The organism is Chitinophaga pinensis DSM 2588 (genome assembly GCF_000024005.1).
Taxonomy (GTDB): Bacteria; Bacteroidota; Bacteroidia; order Chitinophagales; family Chitinophagaceae; genus Chitinophaga; species Chitinophaga pinensis.
The window spans coordinates 5,638,508-5,655,057 of sequence record NC_013132.1 but is presented as its reverse complement, the minus strand read 5'-3'; the positions used below and the strand labels follow the sequence as shown (position 1 = coordinate 5,655,057).

At 46.8% G+C, this 16,550-nt stretch carries 9 protein-coding genes; 8 read left to right on the top strand and 1 reads right to left on the bottom strand.

The annotated features are described in order from the left end of the window. Positions 1-1,106 precede the first annotated feature (1,106 nt). Genes CPIN_RS22470 through CPIN_RS22445 form a run of 6 tightly spaced genes read left to right on the top strand, consistent with a single transcriptional unit; the run spans position 1,107 to position 10,723 of the window. The gene (locus CPIN_RS22470) at positions 1,107-4,268 is read left to right on the top strand and encodes a SusC/RagA family TonB-linked outer membrane protein (RefSeq protein WP_012792142.1); all 3,162 of its coding nucleotides are present in this window, start codon (positions 1,107-1,109) and stop codon (positions 4,266-4,268) included. 11 nt (positions 4,269-4,279) lie between these two features. Continuing rightward, positions 4,280-6,124, top strand: a complete 1,845-nt coding sequence (locus CPIN_RS22465; protein ID WP_012792141.1) for a RagB/SusD family nutrient uptake outer membrane protein — start codon at positions 4,280-4,282, stop codon at positions 6,122-6,124. Positions 6,125-6,141: 17 nt separating this feature from the next. Beyond that, a complete protein-coding gene (locus tag CPIN_RS22460; protein ID WP_044219459.1) occupies positions 6,142-6,543 on the top strand; it encodes an SGBP N-terminal domain-containing protein in 402 nt (133 codons plus the stop codon). Between the two features lie 24 nt (positions 6,544-6,567). Continuing rightward, entirely contained in the window at positions 6,568-7,545 is a 978-nt protein-coding gene (locus tag CPIN_RS22455) for a DUF4466 family protein (protein ID WP_012792139.1), read from the top strand. Positions 7,546-7,555: 10 nt separating this feature from the next. After that, positions 7,556-8,770, top strand: a complete 1,215-nt coding sequence (locus tag CPIN_RS22450; protein WP_222838144.1) for an alginate lyase family protein — start codon at positions 7,556-7,558, stop codon at positions 8,768-8,770. A gap of 12 nt (positions 8,771-8,782) precedes the next feature. Further along, on the top strand, positions 8,783-10,723 hold the full coding sequence (locus tag CPIN_RS22445; protein ID WP_012792137.1) for a heparinase II/III domain-containing protein: 1,941 nt from the start codon (positions 8,783-8,785) through the stop codon (positions 10,721-10,723). A 289-nt stretch (positions 10,724-11,012) separates the two neighbouring features. Here CPIN_RS22445 and CPIN_RS22440 read toward each other — a convergent pair whose 3' ends face one another. Then, a complete protein-coding gene (locus CPIN_RS22440; RefSeq protein ID WP_012792136.1) occupies positions 11,013-12,146 on the bottom strand; it encodes a TlpA disulfide reductase family protein in 1,134 nt (377 codons plus the stop codon). Positions 12,147-12,605: 459 nt separating this feature from the next. Here CPIN_RS22440 and CPIN_RS22435 point away from each other — a divergent pair, with 459 nt between their 5' ends. After that, positions 12,606-12,968, top strand: coding sequence for a hypothetical protein (locus CPIN_RS22435; RefSeq protein ID WP_012792135.1), 363 nt, complete (start codon positions 12,606-12,608; stop codon positions 12,966-12,968). A 565-nt stretch (positions 12,969-13,533) separates the two neighbouring features. Beyond that, positions 13,534-16,530: a SusC/RagA family TonB-linked outer membrane protein gene (locus tag CPIN_RS22430; protein ID WP_012792133.1), complete on the top strand. Its 2,997-nt coding sequence runs from the start codon at positions 13,534-13,536 to the stop codon at positions 16,528-16,530. Positions 16,531-16,550 lie beyond the last annotated feature (20 nt).

The following is a 16,550-nucleotide window of genomic DNA, read 5'->3' as shown; positions in this document are numbered from 1 at the left end:
CCAATAGGTAGGTAACAACACAATTAGTCGGGCGGAGGTTTCAGATGACCAGGCGAACCTTAGCCCGTCCCCTGCATAAAGCTACCGCCCAGTATAGCTATATCCCTCAGCCATTCTCCCCAAGCTCAATCATGTACTGAACGGGCGTCAGTTCGTTCTGGTCATCTGAAACCTCCGCAAAGACGCCCAAGCTACCTTAAAAAGCCGCCTATTTACAAACTTGCACATCAATAAGAAACAGATAGCAGCGCATAGAATAAGAAGCATTAAATAACCATAGAACAGTATTGTAAAATGTGAGGCAAGGAGTGAACAATGGAAAGAGAAGAACCACCAAACAGACGTTTATAGCACACCTCGTATATGCCATGAAGTGAATAGGATATCCGCAACACGCTCCCCTGAGAAATGCCAGTCAATTCCCAATTCCCGAAGTGCGGACACAGGAACAGTGAATAAATAACAACCCACTATCACACAACTATTTACCACCCCTCAAAAAAATAAACCGGAACTATTATGTAATTATGAAATCAATTTAATAATTTTAGTTGCAATCGATTGCCTTTTTATTACATTTGTAACTGAAGATCTATTATATATTCTGTAGAAGAGCTATTCCCTGAGACCAAAATCGACATCCAATTAAATCATTCCACGCATCATGACAGATTCAATAAAAATAACAAGTACTAACAGTAGCTCCTGACATGCAAACGTTTGCATTCCCGGGATGGAGTGCTTTGCAGGATGCCGGGTCAACTACCGACACAGGCTTTTTATTGTCTTCACCGTTAAATTATTCCGCGCATTATGACTGATCCGACAAACATAATAAGCATAAATAGCAGCTCCTGATATGCAAACGTTTGCATTCCGGGAGTGGAATGCCTTGCGCTATGCCGGTCCACGATCGGCACAGACCTTTTATTGCCTTCACCAGTTAATTTATTCCACGCATCATGACTAATTCAACAAACACAACAGGCATCAATAGCAGCCCTTAATAGGCAAACACCTGCATTCCCGGGACGGAATGCCTTTGCATGATGCCGGTCTACCGCCGGCACAGGCCTTCTATTGCCTTCACCTAAACACACAATGTGATGATTAATCATTTACCTCCTCCAAAGGGAACGGGGGTACGATGGCTCCATGCCAGAAGTATCCTGCATGCCCTTATCCTCACTGCAGGATCCATTACAAGCGCCACAGCGAACAATGCTCCGGAAACTGTCCTCGTGTATTTCCAGGACAATGGTACACAACAGCAACAAACCATTACCGGACAGGTTACTGACGCCACCAATCAACCTTTGCCAGGTGTCAGCGTATCACTCAAAGGCGCCTCCACAGGTACTGTCACCAACGCCAGCGGGCACTATACCCTGAAAGTGAATACGACAAAAGGGATACTCGTATTTTCCTCTATGGGTTATGCTAAAAAGGAAGTCCCCTTCTCCGGCGCATCCAGCTTAAATATCATCCTGGAATCAGATCAGAAAGCGTTGGGTGAAGTCGTGGTAGTAGGCTACGGTACACAAAAGAAAGTAAACATGGTAGGCGCCGTATCTGCTGTAAAAGTAGATGAAAAGATCACCAGCCGTTCCCTGCCGAATACCTCTTCTGCATTATCGGGTCTGGTGCCCGGACTCTCTGTTACCCAGAATTCCGGTATGGCGGGTAACAATTCCTCCAGCCTCATTATCCGTGGGCTTGGTACGGTTAATAATAGTAGTCCGCTGGTAGTAGTAGACGGTATGCCCGATGTAGACATTAACCGTATCAACATGAACGATATCGAGAGCATCTCCGTACTCAAAGATGCCACCTCGGCTTCTGTATATGGTTCGAGGGCTGCCAACGGCGTTATTCTCATCACCACCAAATCGGGGAAAGGACAAAAAAAGACGACGATTAATTTTTCGGGTGGTTATGGGGTAGAAGTACCGACGCGTTCCTATGAATTTATGGCTGATTATGCCAGGGCATTGACCCTGCACCAGCGTGCCGCAGCTGTCAATACACTCCGCTCCAATTACAACTTTAAAGATGGTACGATCGATCAGTGGATGGCGATGGGTATGATCGATCCTTTACGTTATCCTAATACGGACTGGTGGGATGTGATACTCCGCGAAGGTGTGATACAGAACTATAATCTGTCCGCCTCCGGAGGAACAGAGAATTCCAATTTCTTCATGTCTCTCGGCGTAATGGATGAAAGGGGGCTCCAGATCAATAACGACTATAAACGTTACAATGCCCGCTTCAACTACGATAATAAACTCCGGAAGAACATGAATGCAGGGCTGCGTTTCAATGGTAACTGGTCTAAATACCAGTATGCACTCGCGGATGGTTATACCGATGACGATGCTTCTAATACCGCCGGATTTGACCTGCAATACGCTATTGCCGGTATTACGCCTTATGATCCTGTAAGTGGTTATTATGGTGGTGTAATGGCTTATAATGAAGATCCGCAGGCATATAATCCCTACACCGTTTACCAGAACATGCTGAACCGCCAGAACAGACAGGAAGCCAACGCTACGGCATACCTGGATTGGGAACCGATTAAAGGACTGACGGGTCGTGTGGATTATACCCTGAATTATTACAACCAGTTCCGCTGGAATGCCAATAATCCTAACCGTGCCTATAACTTCCAGACTGTCAGCTATGGCAGCCGTGTATATGTAGGTGACAATGCCGGTATCGGCAACTTTACCAATACAGGATACAAGACCATGCTGAATGGGCGTATCACCTACCACAAGACATTTGGCGTCAACCATGATTTCACCGCTTTAGGCGTATACAGTGAAGAATTCTGGTATGACCGTTACCAGGGTACTTCCAGGAATGACAGACTGTATCCTACACTGCATGAAGTAGATGCTGCTCTCACGGATATACAATCCACAGGTGGTAATTCCAGCACGGAAGGCTTACGTTCCTATATCGGTCGTATCAATTATACCGCTTTCAATAAATATCTCTTCGAAGCCAATTTCCGTTATGACGGTTCCTCCCGCTTCCTGCCCGGTCAGCAGTATGGGTTCTTTCCTTCTGTAGCGGTGGGATGGCGCTTTACAGAAGAGAAATTCGTCAATCGGCTTACCCGTCGCTTCCTGAGTAATGGTAAGTTCCGCGCTTCTTACGGCGGACTGGGTAACAACTCCGGTGTAGGTCGTACAGAGCAACAGGCAACACTGGCTGCCAGTCACTATATGATCGACGGGACTATTGCCAAAGGTTTTGTAAATCAGAAAATGGTAAACAAAGACTTGTCCTGGGAGTCTACCCGCGTACTGAACCTCGGTCTGGATCTGGGCTTTGCAGACAATCACCTGAATGCTGAAATCGACTATTACAACCGTCTTACCACAGGTATGAACCGCCCCTCAGAAATGTCTGTACTGCTGACCGGCGCTTACAATGCACCGCGTAAGAATATCGGCGATCTGCGTAACCAGGGTATTGAATTAAACCTGACCTGGTCTGACAGGGTAGGACAACTCAGTTATGGCATCAACCTGAATGGTTCCTATAACATCACGACACTTGAAAAATGGAATGAATTCCTGAACAGGGGATGGACCTTCCTGAATATGCCTTACCACTTCCTGTATACTTATGAAGATAAAGGGATCGCACAGACCTGGCAGGATGTATATAACAACACGCCGCAGGGTGCTTCCCCAGGTGATCTGATCCGTAAAGACCTGAATGGCGACGGCCGTATTGACGGCAACGACATGAAGGCGTATCCCAATGTACAAAGAGACAGACCTACCACTATTCTTGCCCTGAATACGACTTTCTCCTGGAAAGGTATTGACCTGGGTTTCCTCATAACCGGTGCGACCGGTCGTAAGGACTACTGGATCAACAACTACAATAACATCAACTTTGGGGCACAACGTTATGCGTCTACCTGGGATCACTGGAATAATCCATGGTCAGTGGAAAACCGCAACGGTGAATGGCCCAGACTTAGCGGCAGCAACAACCGTGTGGAGACGACCTTCTGGCTGGATGACCTGAGTTATATCCGTTTCAAAAACATTCAGCTGGGATACAATCTTCCTAAAGAACTGCTGAGCAGGATCGGTTTGAATAACTGTCGTATCTATTGCTCTTCCGAAAACCTCTTCACCATTACCTCTTTCCGTGGTCTTGATCCCGAGCTGAATGGCAACAGGAGCAATGCTTATCCGCTGAACAGGACTTATGGCGCAGGATTGAACATCGGTTTATAAAAGATCTTATTATGAAGCAGACTATTGCAAAAATATATATCGCGGGCGCACTGTTACTGGGTGCTGCCTTGCAGACGGGTTGTGTAAAAGACCTGCTGGACAGGGAGCCGGCTACAGAACTGGGTACCGGCGCTTTCTGGAAATCAGAGGCAGATGCGACGTATGCCCTGATGGGCGCTTACGCAGATATCCGCCCGCTGTTTGACCGTGACTATTACTTCGACGGACAAGCAGAATACCTGCGCGTTAGAGGTACCAGTACCGCCAGTGGTAACCTGCAGAAAGGAGATGCGTATAACGGTGGTGATTATAGTCCGTCGGGATATGGCGACAACTTCGACAAAATGTATGAACGCCTGTATGGCGGTGTACACCGTGCTAATTATGTTATCGAAAACGTCCGTAAGATGTTGCCTGCTGCCAGTGGTACCGCGCTGATACAACTGGAACGCATTGTTGGCGAAGCGAGTCTGTTGAGGGCCATGGTGTATTTCCGGCTGATCTCGATGTGGGGAGATGTGCCCTATATTGATCATGTCATTTTTGACAATGCGGAGGTAGCCAACCTTACGCGTACGCCTATTAGCGAGGTAAAAGATTCCATTATAGCTGACCTGACCTATGCCTTTGAAAAACTCCCGGTGAAGGCCCCCGAGATTGGCCGTGCCTCCAAACCGGCGGCACTGGCCTTCCGGGGCAAAGTACAATTGTACTGGGCCTGCTGGAATACCTACGGATGGCCTGAACTGGATACTTTCCAGCCGGATGCGGCCCAGGGTACAGATGCATACAGAGCAGCGGCGGCTGACTTAAAGAAGGTCATCAATGATTATGGCCTGAACCTCTTCAGAGGCGGTGAACCGGGTGAGTGTGACGTATTGGGGAAAGCAGATAAACTGCCGAACTACTATTACCTGTTTACGCCGGTGGCGAATGGAGATCCTGAAATGATCATGGCTTTCAGTCATGGAGGCACCGGTACGAACCAGGGAGAAGAACTGATGCGCGATATCGCTGGTCGTTCTCATGAAGGTTCACAATGCTGGGTATCCCCCCGTTATGAGATCGCAGATCGTTATCAGTCGACGATCACAGGTGATTTCGCAGATAAGATGATCCCTATGAATCCAGCGAATAATGCTGCTGCCAGGACTACCTTGAATTCAGCTGTCAATCCACAGACTTATACCAACCGCGATTATCGTATGAAGTCTTCTATCATGTGGGACTATGAGATCAGTGTGGGCATGATCTCATTGAAATCAACCGGGTGGGTACCTTTTATCTACCGTACCTGGAATCAGCCGGTAACGATCGATGGGGCGAGTTATATCACCTATAATACGGATGGTTGTAATTCCGGTTATGTATTGCGCAAGTTCCTGCGAAATACTGCCGGACTGGGACGTAGCGACGGTACCTATAATTACCCGGTAATGCGGTTGGCCGATGTATTCCTGATGTATGCAGAGGCGACGAATGCAGTGGATGGTCCGCAGGGAGATGCCATCGCACTGCTGAACAGGATACGGCATAGAGGTAATCTGCCGCCATTGGCTGCGGACAAAACGGCCAGTAAAGAAGCATTCTTTAATGCGATCGAGCAGGAGCGTATCGTAGAACTGTTTGGCGAAGGCCACCGTGCTTTTGACCTGCGCCGATGGAGAGCGATCGAACGGGTATGGAACCCGCCTTATGGTAACGGCGTATGGCGTATCGATACTTATGGCGCACAGATGACGCGTTACTTCCAGAATGTATCGGAAAGGGAATACCAGCAATGTTACATCTTCCGCATTCCGCCGGGAGAGCGTAACAGAAATCCTAATCTTACACAAAACACACCATGGCTCTAACTTTTCAATCCACAACAATGAAATACTGTTTAACAATCCTATTACTCCTGACTATAGGCAGCTGGATGGGCTGCCGCAAAGAAGCGCCTGTTGATGAAGATGGGCTGCTGATCACTAGCCGTGCGGAGTGTTATGTCAGCAATTTTGAATTACTGGGCGCCGATTTTCAGACGGTGCGTACCAAAAATGCGGTGATAGATACGATAGCCTGTACAGTGGATGTGACAGTCTTTTATGGCACAGACCTGAAACATTTGTATCCGCAGTTTACGCTAGTGACGGATGCGAAGCTGGATCCAAAGATCACCGGGTTTACTGATTTTTCAGACCTGGGGAATCCGAAGACTTACAGCGTGATATCGGGTAACAGACAGGTAAGAAAGACTTATAAGGTAAATGTTACCGTACAGCCCAGATAGTATTTACACTTAAACACTACACAAATGAAAAGTTATATCATGTCATTACTGGGGCTGTGTCTGCTGATGACCGCCTGTAAGGACAAGCAATATGCCATCCCGGAAGCAAAGAATGAGCTGCAGAACGATTGTATCAAGCGTACGCTGGGACCGAATGTGGCGGGACTGAATATTGAATTTGCATACGCGATCGCGTTGCCGGCGGCAAGAGGAAAGATTGTGTCCGCACAGGTGGAAGCCTCTATTGCGGGGGAAGCAGCTACCTACCTGGAACACCGGTCTTATTATACCAATGGCAGCGGGGAAGATGTCGGTGTACAGATAGGCGATCCTGCTGTTAATGAAGGCAACGCCACAAAAGTGACTTTTACCAAAGACACTAATGCGGTGACACTCCGTTATTTCTATGTGATTCCGAAGTCGGCACAGGGCAAGGAAGTCCGCTTTACCTTCTCTGCAAAAAGCAGTAACGGAGAAACCATCTCCTATGCCATGGGACCTTACAAAATCTCTAAAATGGATATGGTGCTGGACCTGCCGGTGAAGAATGCGGAAGCATGTTTTATTTCTGTGGCAGATATGGCCGTGTATACCGAAAAGGATGTTCCTGCGAATGCAGACAAGATCGACCTGGTATATCTTTATCGTTCCATTACTGGGATTTCTTTTAATCATGCCCTGGTATCACCAGGAGCGAATGCGGAATATCTCCCGGATGTAACGATGCCACCAGGATTGAACAGGGTGACAAAGATCCGGAAGACCTGGAATTTGCGGGATTTTCACCTGGCGCGGCTGCAATATGGGGTGTATATCGATGACCTGGATTTCGAGCAGCTGGATATGACAGGATCTCCTGATTATGTTATCAATCTGAAATCGGAGGCAGGCGCCTGGGTGGAGACGGCAGACAGGAAGTATCGTGCTTATATTTACATGAATAAAGTGGAGGATAGTAAGAAGAGCGCGACTATCAGTATGAAACGTTATACCCTTAAATAATAAAGTCGTTATGAAAATGCCTGTTTTTTATGCCGGGACCTTGTTGCTGCTGGGGATGATCATCTGCCTGTATACAGCAGCGGCACAGTTGCCCCCACAAACCTATCTGCTCAAAGGGCAGCAGTTGCTGGATGCGAAAGAGAAGATTGCAAAGAAAGACCCCGCCATGCAGCAGGCTTTGGCTGCCTTGCTGAAAATAGCAGACCAGTCGCTGGAGAATGGCCCTTACTCGGTTGTCTACAAAACCAAAGTGCCGCCCAGTGGTAACAAACACGACTATATGAGCGTAGGGCCTTACTGGTGGCCTGATTCTACCAAGGCCAACGGATTGCCCTATATCCGTAAGGATGGGCAGGTCAATCCGGAACGGTATGCCATTAAAGATGACGAGTACCAGAATGCCATTTCACGCGACGTATATTACCTCGGACTCGCCTGGTTTTATACCGGGAAGGAGCAATATGCGAAACATGCGGCTGGTCTGCTCCGGACCTGGTTCCTTGACACGGCCACGAGTATGCATCCGCACCTGAATTATAGTCAGGCGATACCGGGCATTACGGATGGCAGGGGCATAGGACTGATCGATACCCATAATGTGACCATGCTGCTGGATGGTATTCAGTTGCTGAAAGCGTCAAAGGCCCTTTTGGCAGCAGAATACAAAAGAATACAAGACTGGTACCGGGCATTCCTGCAATGGATGCGTACGAGTCCGATCGGACAGGATGAAGCAGATGAAGGGAATAACCACGGTACCTGGTATGATGTACAGCAGGTAGCGATCGCTTTATTTACCGAACAGCCGGCGCTGGCCAGACAGATACTGGAACAGCAGACGAAAAAGCGGATAGAGGTACAGCTGGAAACAGATGGCCGTCAGCCGAAAGAGCTGGCCCGGACCTTATCCTGGAACTATTCCCTTTTTAACCTGCGGGCCTTCTTTGAACTGGCCCTGCTGGCAGAAAATGTACAGGTGGACCTCTGGCATTATGAGACGCCGGCGGGTAAAAGTCTGCAGAGCGCCTACCGCTGGCTACTGCCGTTTGCTACCGGGGCCAGCCAGTGGGCTTATCAGCAGATCAAGCCCAAACATGACGAGGAATTCCTGGAACTATCGGAGGTGGCTGCCCGAAAGTACCCGGATCTGGACCTCAGCGCCCTGAAAGTGCAGCACAAAGACTACCAAAATGACTTATTATTGCTGACGCACTGGGCGTACTAAAAAAACAGCGTTATGAAAAGATGGATTGTTTTAACCTGTATGCTGGCAGTCTGTTATTGCAGACTGTCGGCCCAGCATCTCTTAAGTGGTCACTATACGCAGGCTGAACTGGCAGCTAAGCTGATCCCGCAGGCACAATGGATGCCGTTTCCGCGCACAACAGACAGGGAGGGCTGGGAAAAGGCAGATACTGCTATCGGAGAGGCGGTCATTAAAAAGGCGGAGAGCTATATGGACTATGACTGGCCTTCTATCCCCGCTACCAAATCCCTGCTGATCATCCGTACGGGCAACCGTAGTGAATACCAGGATATTGCCAATAAAAGAAGGGAAGTGCTGGGTACTTTGCTGATGGCAGAACTCTATGAGAATGAAGGACGTTTTATCGACCCTATTATCAATGGCGTCTGGTCTGTTTGTGAAGAGTCCTTTTGGGGCGTACCTGCACATTTACCGGGTTCTTTTAAAGGACTGATGGATGTGTCGCAGCCATTCGTAGAGCTATTCTCCGCAGAAACAGCCACATTGCTGGCCTGGGTGGATTATTTCCTTGGGCCACAGCTGGATGCGGCCTCTCCACAAATCAGAAAACGGATCTACTATGAGACGAACAAACGCATCTTTGAACCGCTGATGAATAAACCCCATGGCTGGATGCACGCTACCGCAAATGGCAGGAGACCTAATAACTGGAATCCCTGGATCTGTTCCAACTGGCTGAATGCCGTGTTGTTGCTGGAGAAGGATGATAGTAAAAGAATCACCGCCGTTGACAAGATACTGGGTGTACTGGATGAATTCCTGGACCCTTATCCTGCGGATGGTGGTTGCGATGAAGGACCGGGCTACTGGGGCGCAGCAGCGGCCTCTTTATATGATAATGTGGCGATGCTGAACCTGGCGACCAACAATGCTTTTGACTATGTATATAATGATAAGAAAGTAGGGGAAATGGGTAAGTTTATTTACCGTGCCCAGATCAGTGAACGTTACTTCCTGGACTTTGCAGACGCTGATCCGCAACCCAGGATGGCGGCAGGTATGATCTATCGTTTCGGAAAGGATATTAAGGATCCTGCGATGATGCGTTTTGGCGCATGGTACCTGAAAGATGAGAACCAGGCCGCTGTAGGTGGTTATCATTTCTTCCGGCACCTGTTTGCCATCTTTATGCAGGATGAATTCAGACAGGCGGAAAAGGGACTGGCTTTACCAGCAGATGTATGGTGGCCGGATCTGCAAGTAATGGTAGCAAGAGATAAGGAAGGAAGTACAAATGGCTTCTTTGTGGCGGCAAAAGGTGGTAACAATGACGAAAGCCATAACCATAATGATATAGGCAACTATGTGGTGTATTATGATGGGTTACCGGTATTGATTGATATCGGGCGGGGGACCTATACGGCCAAGACGTTCAGCAGTAAACGCTATGACATCTGGTATAATCGTTCTGACTATCACAATGTGCCCAGCGTAAACGGGTATCAGCAGTCGGCCGGACCACAGTTCAAAGCCACGGAAGTCATGTATAAGCGGAGTCTGACTTCGGCGAGTATGATGATGAATATCAGCGCTTCCTATCCGGAGGCGGCAGGTATCGAGAGATGGCAGCGTAATATCCGGCTGGCCAGGGGGAAGCAGGTGTATATAGATGATGTTTTACAGCTGAAGAAAAACGGTATTGTTACGGAACACCTGATGACCTGTTATCCGGTGGAGGTATTGAAACCCGGCGTACTGGTTATTCATAGAAAAGAAGGGAATGTACAGAAGGATTTCTATCTGCGTTATCCGGCGGATGAGCTGGAGGCCAGTATAGAAAAGGTGCCCTTGCTGACAGAGGAAGATGGCGGTGTAAAACAGAAGTGGGGAGAGAATATTTACCGGATCAATCTGAATGGCGCCAGTATTAAGGCAAAGACGAAGCTGGGTTTTACGATAGGGTTACAATAAGCACATTTTTTTGTATGGAGATTATCTCATTGAGATCCATGGATGGTTTATTTAAGATCTTAGATTAGCAAATGAATATTATCAGACCTTGAATATAGAAACTTTTCTGATCGAAAATAATTTTAGCGTTTCGATGGAATAAACAGTTAGGTTTAATAACAAATGCCCCCGACGATCAGGGGCAAAAAAAAGCCGGCAGGTTTTGGTGAAATATAGACATATTTCACGTGCCCCACCGGGTTGCATTAATTCACTATGACTACTTGTTATGATTACACTCTTTACTTATTTATTTACCAATTATTCCGGCTAATTTCTCGGATAATTGTGTCCCTTTGATATTCCTTGCAACAATATTGCCTGATGCATCGATTAATACGTTTTGCGGAACAGCATTTATATTATAAAGTTCAGCGACTTCATTTCTCAGGAACTTCAGATCGGATACATTGTAACCGCTCATTTTGTCATCTGCTATTGCCTGTAACCATTGCTCTTTACGTTCGTCGAGAGAGACATTGATCACTACCAGGTCTTTCTGGTTGTAAGGCTTCACGATCTGTTTCAGTTCCTGGTTGTCCATTCTGGAGGTAGCTGACCAGCTGGCCCAGAAGTTCAGAATAACTACTTTTCCTTTGAAAGAAGACAGGGTGATTCTGTTACCATCGGAATCTTTCTGTCCGAAGTCAGGAGCCGGTGCACCGATAGCGGTACGTTTGGATGCCTGTATCTTCTTTTCGAAAGCTTTACCTTTTGAAGAGGCTCTTGTTTTCTCGTTCAGTGCGTTGAACATCGGTTCAATCTCACGGAAGTCGACAAAGTTACCAGCATATTCTTCCAGGAGGTCCAGGTTGATATACATATCATTGTGCTGCTGGATGAATTCTTTCATGCGCTGTTTCCGGTATGCCATTGCAGCACGGAAATGCTCCATATAAGCTCTCTTTGCAGCCAATCCTTTATCTGTTACGTCATTCTGAAGCGTGTTGGAAGATTCTGCGGTCAGTAATGACAGCTTTTCTTCTGCATCTTCCATGAACTTCAGATATACATCATAGTCATCCTGTGACTTCGATCCATTCGAAGTGAAATTAGCAATGCTTTCATCAGATGTCACCCACACAATTGATCCTGGTTCTACATACAGGTGTGCAATGTCACTTGCATTAAAAAAAGTCTGTGGTTCGCCGCTTCTGCTTACTGTCAGCAAAGCGTTCGTCGGATAGGCAACAGGTTTGTCGAACGCAAAATTCCCATTCTCTACATCGGCAGAATCGTAAACAGTCTTACCATCATAAGTATAGCCGATATATACTTTCGCTGGTGCTTTTAATCTTCCTAGTTTTCCCTTGATCTGAAACGATTGCGACATCGCTGGCATCGCCATGCAGCAGGCCGCGAGAACCGTTAAGCATCTGTTCATCTGTTTTACCTTTATTATTGGTTACACGAATTATCTAAAGTCTATCCAAAATTTAAACGCGAACTATCTTGAATGAACCTCTGCATATAAGACAACTTTTAAATCACGATATGCGTACAAGGGTTAAAAATTTTTTTAAAGTATATGATTTGGGATTTTGCTCTCCCAGATATTAAATGTATCCGAAATGCAGTGTGTAGTTATGTCTAATTGATTTATTTTATGTGTGTTATGAAAAGCATGAAGACGAGGTAGAAGACAGAAAGGAATTTTTAGGGCGAAACCACATTTCTCGTAATTAACTGGTTATCAGCTTTAAAAAATTTTAGAAATATTTTTCTAAGCCGCTGGTTTCAGGCGCGCGGATCTTAATAAATTAAAATTGGTTTTAAATATAAAAAATTGTTAAATTGTATCAAGAACGCGAACCATTTTTAATTATCTAAAGCATCTATCCCTATGAACAAGCGTGCATTATACCTTGTACTGACGGTATTTTTTGTAATGACATCTCTGGGTCATCTCATCGCCAGCCCGGAGAACGGCAAAAAAGGATTTACAGAAATCGGTCATCAGACAGACGGTAACTACTACTACACTTTTTATGCAGATCTTTCCAAAGATCCCAATGCAATAGCTTATATACAGGTGCAAAAAAATTCCACCGGAGAAATACTGCAACTTGATAACTTTAAAGGCAAGGTGCTTTTCGGTAAACCGCTATTCAGCATCCAGGAGAAAGCAACTGTATCCTTTTACGACGGTTCCAAACTGATTTCAAAAGATCTTACCGGTGTGATCGAAGGAGGTGTTAAGCCCTGATCACTTTTCCGCGGGCATATATACTGTCTTGAGCTCTGTTAAACGATAACAGGGCTCAGGGTATTTTCAGGCATTACCGCTACGGCGGTAACGGATTGTCATGGCTTGTTATGAGTATTGCTGCTACTGTTGTAAACATGCAGTAATCAAATTATTGATCGTGTAGTACGAATAGTATCCGGTGCTGATTGGTTGCCGGTGCAGGAGATCGTCTGCGGAAAGCGTAATAGAGTTTGTGAGTAGAACAGCTCAAAAGCGATCATAATCAATGCATGAAGGGTTGAAAAATATAACATAATTCGACCAAACAAAAAAAAGTTAAATGCATTGGGATTTTCGTAATCTGCCGAACCAAATTCGACGTTATAACAGAACGGCTTCTGAGAAACCCCGCTTAAGAGAAAAAATGTATCTGACACCCAGTAGTTGACCTCCGTGACAGGGAACCACAACGAACATTTATCTGTTAAGTTAACAGAAAGGAATTCACACGTATCGACCAAAACTGAAAAACAGGCCATGACTCTGTAGCTTTTTTAACTATCATATCTAAATCGCACAAGCTATGCTTCTACCCAAAACCGGCTTGCTTGTATTGCTGTTCTTATGCAGTACACTGGCCTTATTCGCGCAGCAAAACATCTCTGGTAAGATCAAAGATGCTGTGAGCGGGAAGCCCATTCCCGGCGTCACAGTCAGAATACAGGGCACTAACAGAGGAACTATCTCGGATGCCACCGGCGTCTATTCTTTGTCCGTTCCCTCCGGAAACGCCACCTTACTCGTAACCTTTACAGGTTACAAGACACAGACCATTAAAGTAAGTCCGGGCGCCAATGTTGGTGATATCACCATGGAAGAGGACTTCGCAAAACTGGATGAAATTGTGGTAACAGGTCTCGCTACCAGCGTAAAACGTAGTAACCTGGCTAATACCGTGGTAACCATCAATGCCAATCAACTGGCCGGTACCGCTCCGGCACAGACCTTTGACGCCGCCCTGAGCGGTAAGGTGCCTGGCGCCCTGATCACCGCTAACTCCGGTGCGCCGGGTGGAGGTATCTCCGTTAAAATGAGAGGTATCACTTCCGTATTTGGTAACTCCCAGCCCCTCTACGTAGTAGACGGTATCTTCTTCAATAACAGCAGTATCCCTGCTGGTTTGAATGATGTTACCGGCGCCGCTACAGCGGGTAACCCCAACAACCAGGATAATCCTTCCAGCCGTATCGCTGACCTGAACCCCGCAGATATTGAGAATATAGAAATCCTCAAAGGCGCCTCCGCTGCCGCATTGTATGGTGCGAAAGCAGCAGCTGGTGTGGTCATCGTAACGACTAAAAAAGGTCGTGCCGGTAAAACAAAAGTGAGCGTCAACCAGGAAACCGGCTTTGCCAAAGTAAGACACCTTATGGGCGTTCGTACTTTTGATGCAGAAAAAGCAGCTGATCTTGCCGGTGCAGCCAGTAACACTGATCCGGTTGTACAACAACGCCGTCAGGCATACAGAGACCAGTTCAATGCCGCCGCCGCAGCTGGTAAGATCTATGACTACGAAAAAGAAATGTATGGCGAAACCGGTCTGATACTCAATACCGGTCTCTCTATCAGTGGCGGTAATGAAAAAACGACATTCTATATGTCCGGTAACCGCAGACAGGAACATGGTATCGTGAAGAATACCGGCTATTTCAACAACTCCGCCCGACTGAATATTGATCATAAACTGTCAGATCGTATCTCCCTGGGTGTTACGATGAGTTATATTCACTCTGATGCAGACAGGGGACTGACCAATAACGATAACAACGGTGTCACCTACGGTGTCGCCCTGTCATCTACACCTACTTTCGTGGACCTGTTCCCGAATGCATTAGGTGAATATCCGCGTAATCCTTTTGCGGCTTCCAATCCGCTGGAAACACGCGATAAAATGACCAATAATGAGGTGACCAACCGTTTTGTAGGTGGTGCTAACCTGGAGGTGCGTTTACAGCAAAGCGAGCATTCTTCGACTAAGTTTATTGGTCGTGGTGGTGTGGACTATTTCAACTATAAGACCGCTGCCTTATTCCCCCGCGATCTTCAGTTTGAAGAAAATGCCCTGCAGGGACACTCCATCCAGGGTAATACCAATAACACCAATACAAACCTCGGTGGTTTCCTGACCAATACATTTACACCGAATGAAAATATAGGTCTTACCAGTACCCTGGGCGCTACCCTGGAAACCGGTTACATGGATAACATCGTCACTGCGGCTACTAACCTGGTATCCGGACAAAGCAACCTGGACGCCAGTGCCAATACTACCACCCGTCAGTTCAGACAGAAATACCGCGATAACGGTATCTTCCTGCAGGAAGACCTCTCTTTACTGGATGCGATCACCTTGAGTGGTGGTGTGCGTTTTGACCGTTCTACCAATAACGGCGACTATAAGAAATACTATGTATTCCCTAAAGGCGCTGTTTCCTGGAACATTGCCCGTATGAAATTCTGGGATGTGAAAAGTATCCAGAGTCTGAAACTGCGTGCCGCCTATGGTCAGTCAGGTAACGTACCGCCTTACGGCAGTAAGTTCACCGCCATGTTGGGTAGCAATATCGGTGGATTACCAGGTGTACTCGTAGACAACCTGCTGGGTAACTCAGATATCAAACCGGAACGTCAGTCAGAGTTTGAAGCAGGTCTGGATCTGAGTGTGCTGGACGGTCGTGTTACCCTGGAAGCAACCTATTACAATAAACAGATCCAGGACGTATTACTGCGCCATGCATTACCTGGTTCTTCCGGTTATGCGAATGAGTGGAAGAACAGTGGCGACCTGAGAAACAAGGGTATTGAGCTGGGGCTGACAGTGATTCCTGTCAACACCAAAACAGTGAAATGGAGCTCTACTATCAACTGGTGGCGTAACCGCTCCAGAGTAACCAAATTGCTGATCCCTCCATATGCGATCGGTGCGTTTGGTAACTCACTGGGTACTTTCTACCTGGAAGAAAACGAGCCGGCTACGCAGATCAAAGGAACTGTGGGTAGCGAACTGAAACTGATCGGTAACTCTGAGCCGAAATTCCAGATGAGTTTCTTCGATGAACTGACCATCCTGAAAAATATCTCTATCCGCTTCCTGATACACTGGAAGAAAGGCGGAGATAATATCAACCTGACGCAGTTGCTGACTGACCTCGGTCAGACTTCATTTGACTATGACGATATCCTCCATGGACAGAAAGCAGGCATGTACCGTACAGGTGCAGGCGATGCGTCTATCTATGTACAGGATGCCTCTTATGTACGTATCCGTGAGATCGGTGTTTATTACAACGTGCCGCTGCGGAATACCAATATCATCAAAGGCATTCGTCTGGGTGTGTCAGCCAATAATTTTTTCACCTGGACAAGTTATGTAGGATATGATCCGGAAGTGTCCAACTTCGGTAGTAACACGATTACGACCTCTACCAGCCGCGGTAGTAACGGTCTGTCTACCGGTGTGGACGTAACGCCTTTCCCTGCTTCCAAAAGAGGTAGTTTCCATATAGGCGTTGATTTCTGATCATTTTTCCATCTGTTAAA

Bases quoted from the DNA above. Each gene is read 5' to 3' on its own strand.
- CPIN_RS22470 (WP_012792142.1), top strand. From the start codon at position 1,107: ATGATTAATCATTTACCTCCTCCAAAGGGAACGGGGGTACGATGGCTC.
- CPIN_RS22465 (WP_012792141.1), top strand. From the start codon at position 4,280: ATGAAGCAGACTATTGCAAAAATATATATCGCGGGCGCACTGTTACTG.
- CPIN_RS22460 (WP_044219459.1), top strand. From the start codon at position 6,142: ATGAAATACTGTTTAACAATCCTATTACTCCTGACTATAGGCAGCTGG.
- CPIN_RS22455 (WP_012792139.1), top strand. From the start codon at position 6,568: ATGAAAAGTTATATCATGTCATTACTGGGGCTGTGTCTGCTGATGACC.
- CPIN_RS22450 (WP_222838144.1), top strand. From the start codon at position 7,556: ATGAAAATGCCTGTTTTTTATGCCGGGACCTTGTTGCTGCTGGGGATG.
- CPIN_RS22445 (WP_012792137.1), top strand. From the start codon at position 8,783: ATGAAAAGATGGATTGTTTTAACCTGTATGCTGGCAGTCTGTTATTGC.
- CPIN_RS22440 (WP_012792136.1), bottom strand. From the start codon at position 12,146: ATGAACAGATGCTTAACGGTTCTCGCGGCCTGCTGCATGGCGATGCCA.
- CPIN_RS22435 (WP_012792135.1), top strand. From the start codon at position 12,606: ATGAACAAGCGTGCATTATACCTTGTACTGACGGTATTTTTTGTAATG.
- CPIN_RS22430 (WP_012792133.1), top strand. From the start codon at position 13,534: ATGCTTCTACCCAAAACCGGCTTGCTTGTATTGCTGTTCTTATGCAGT.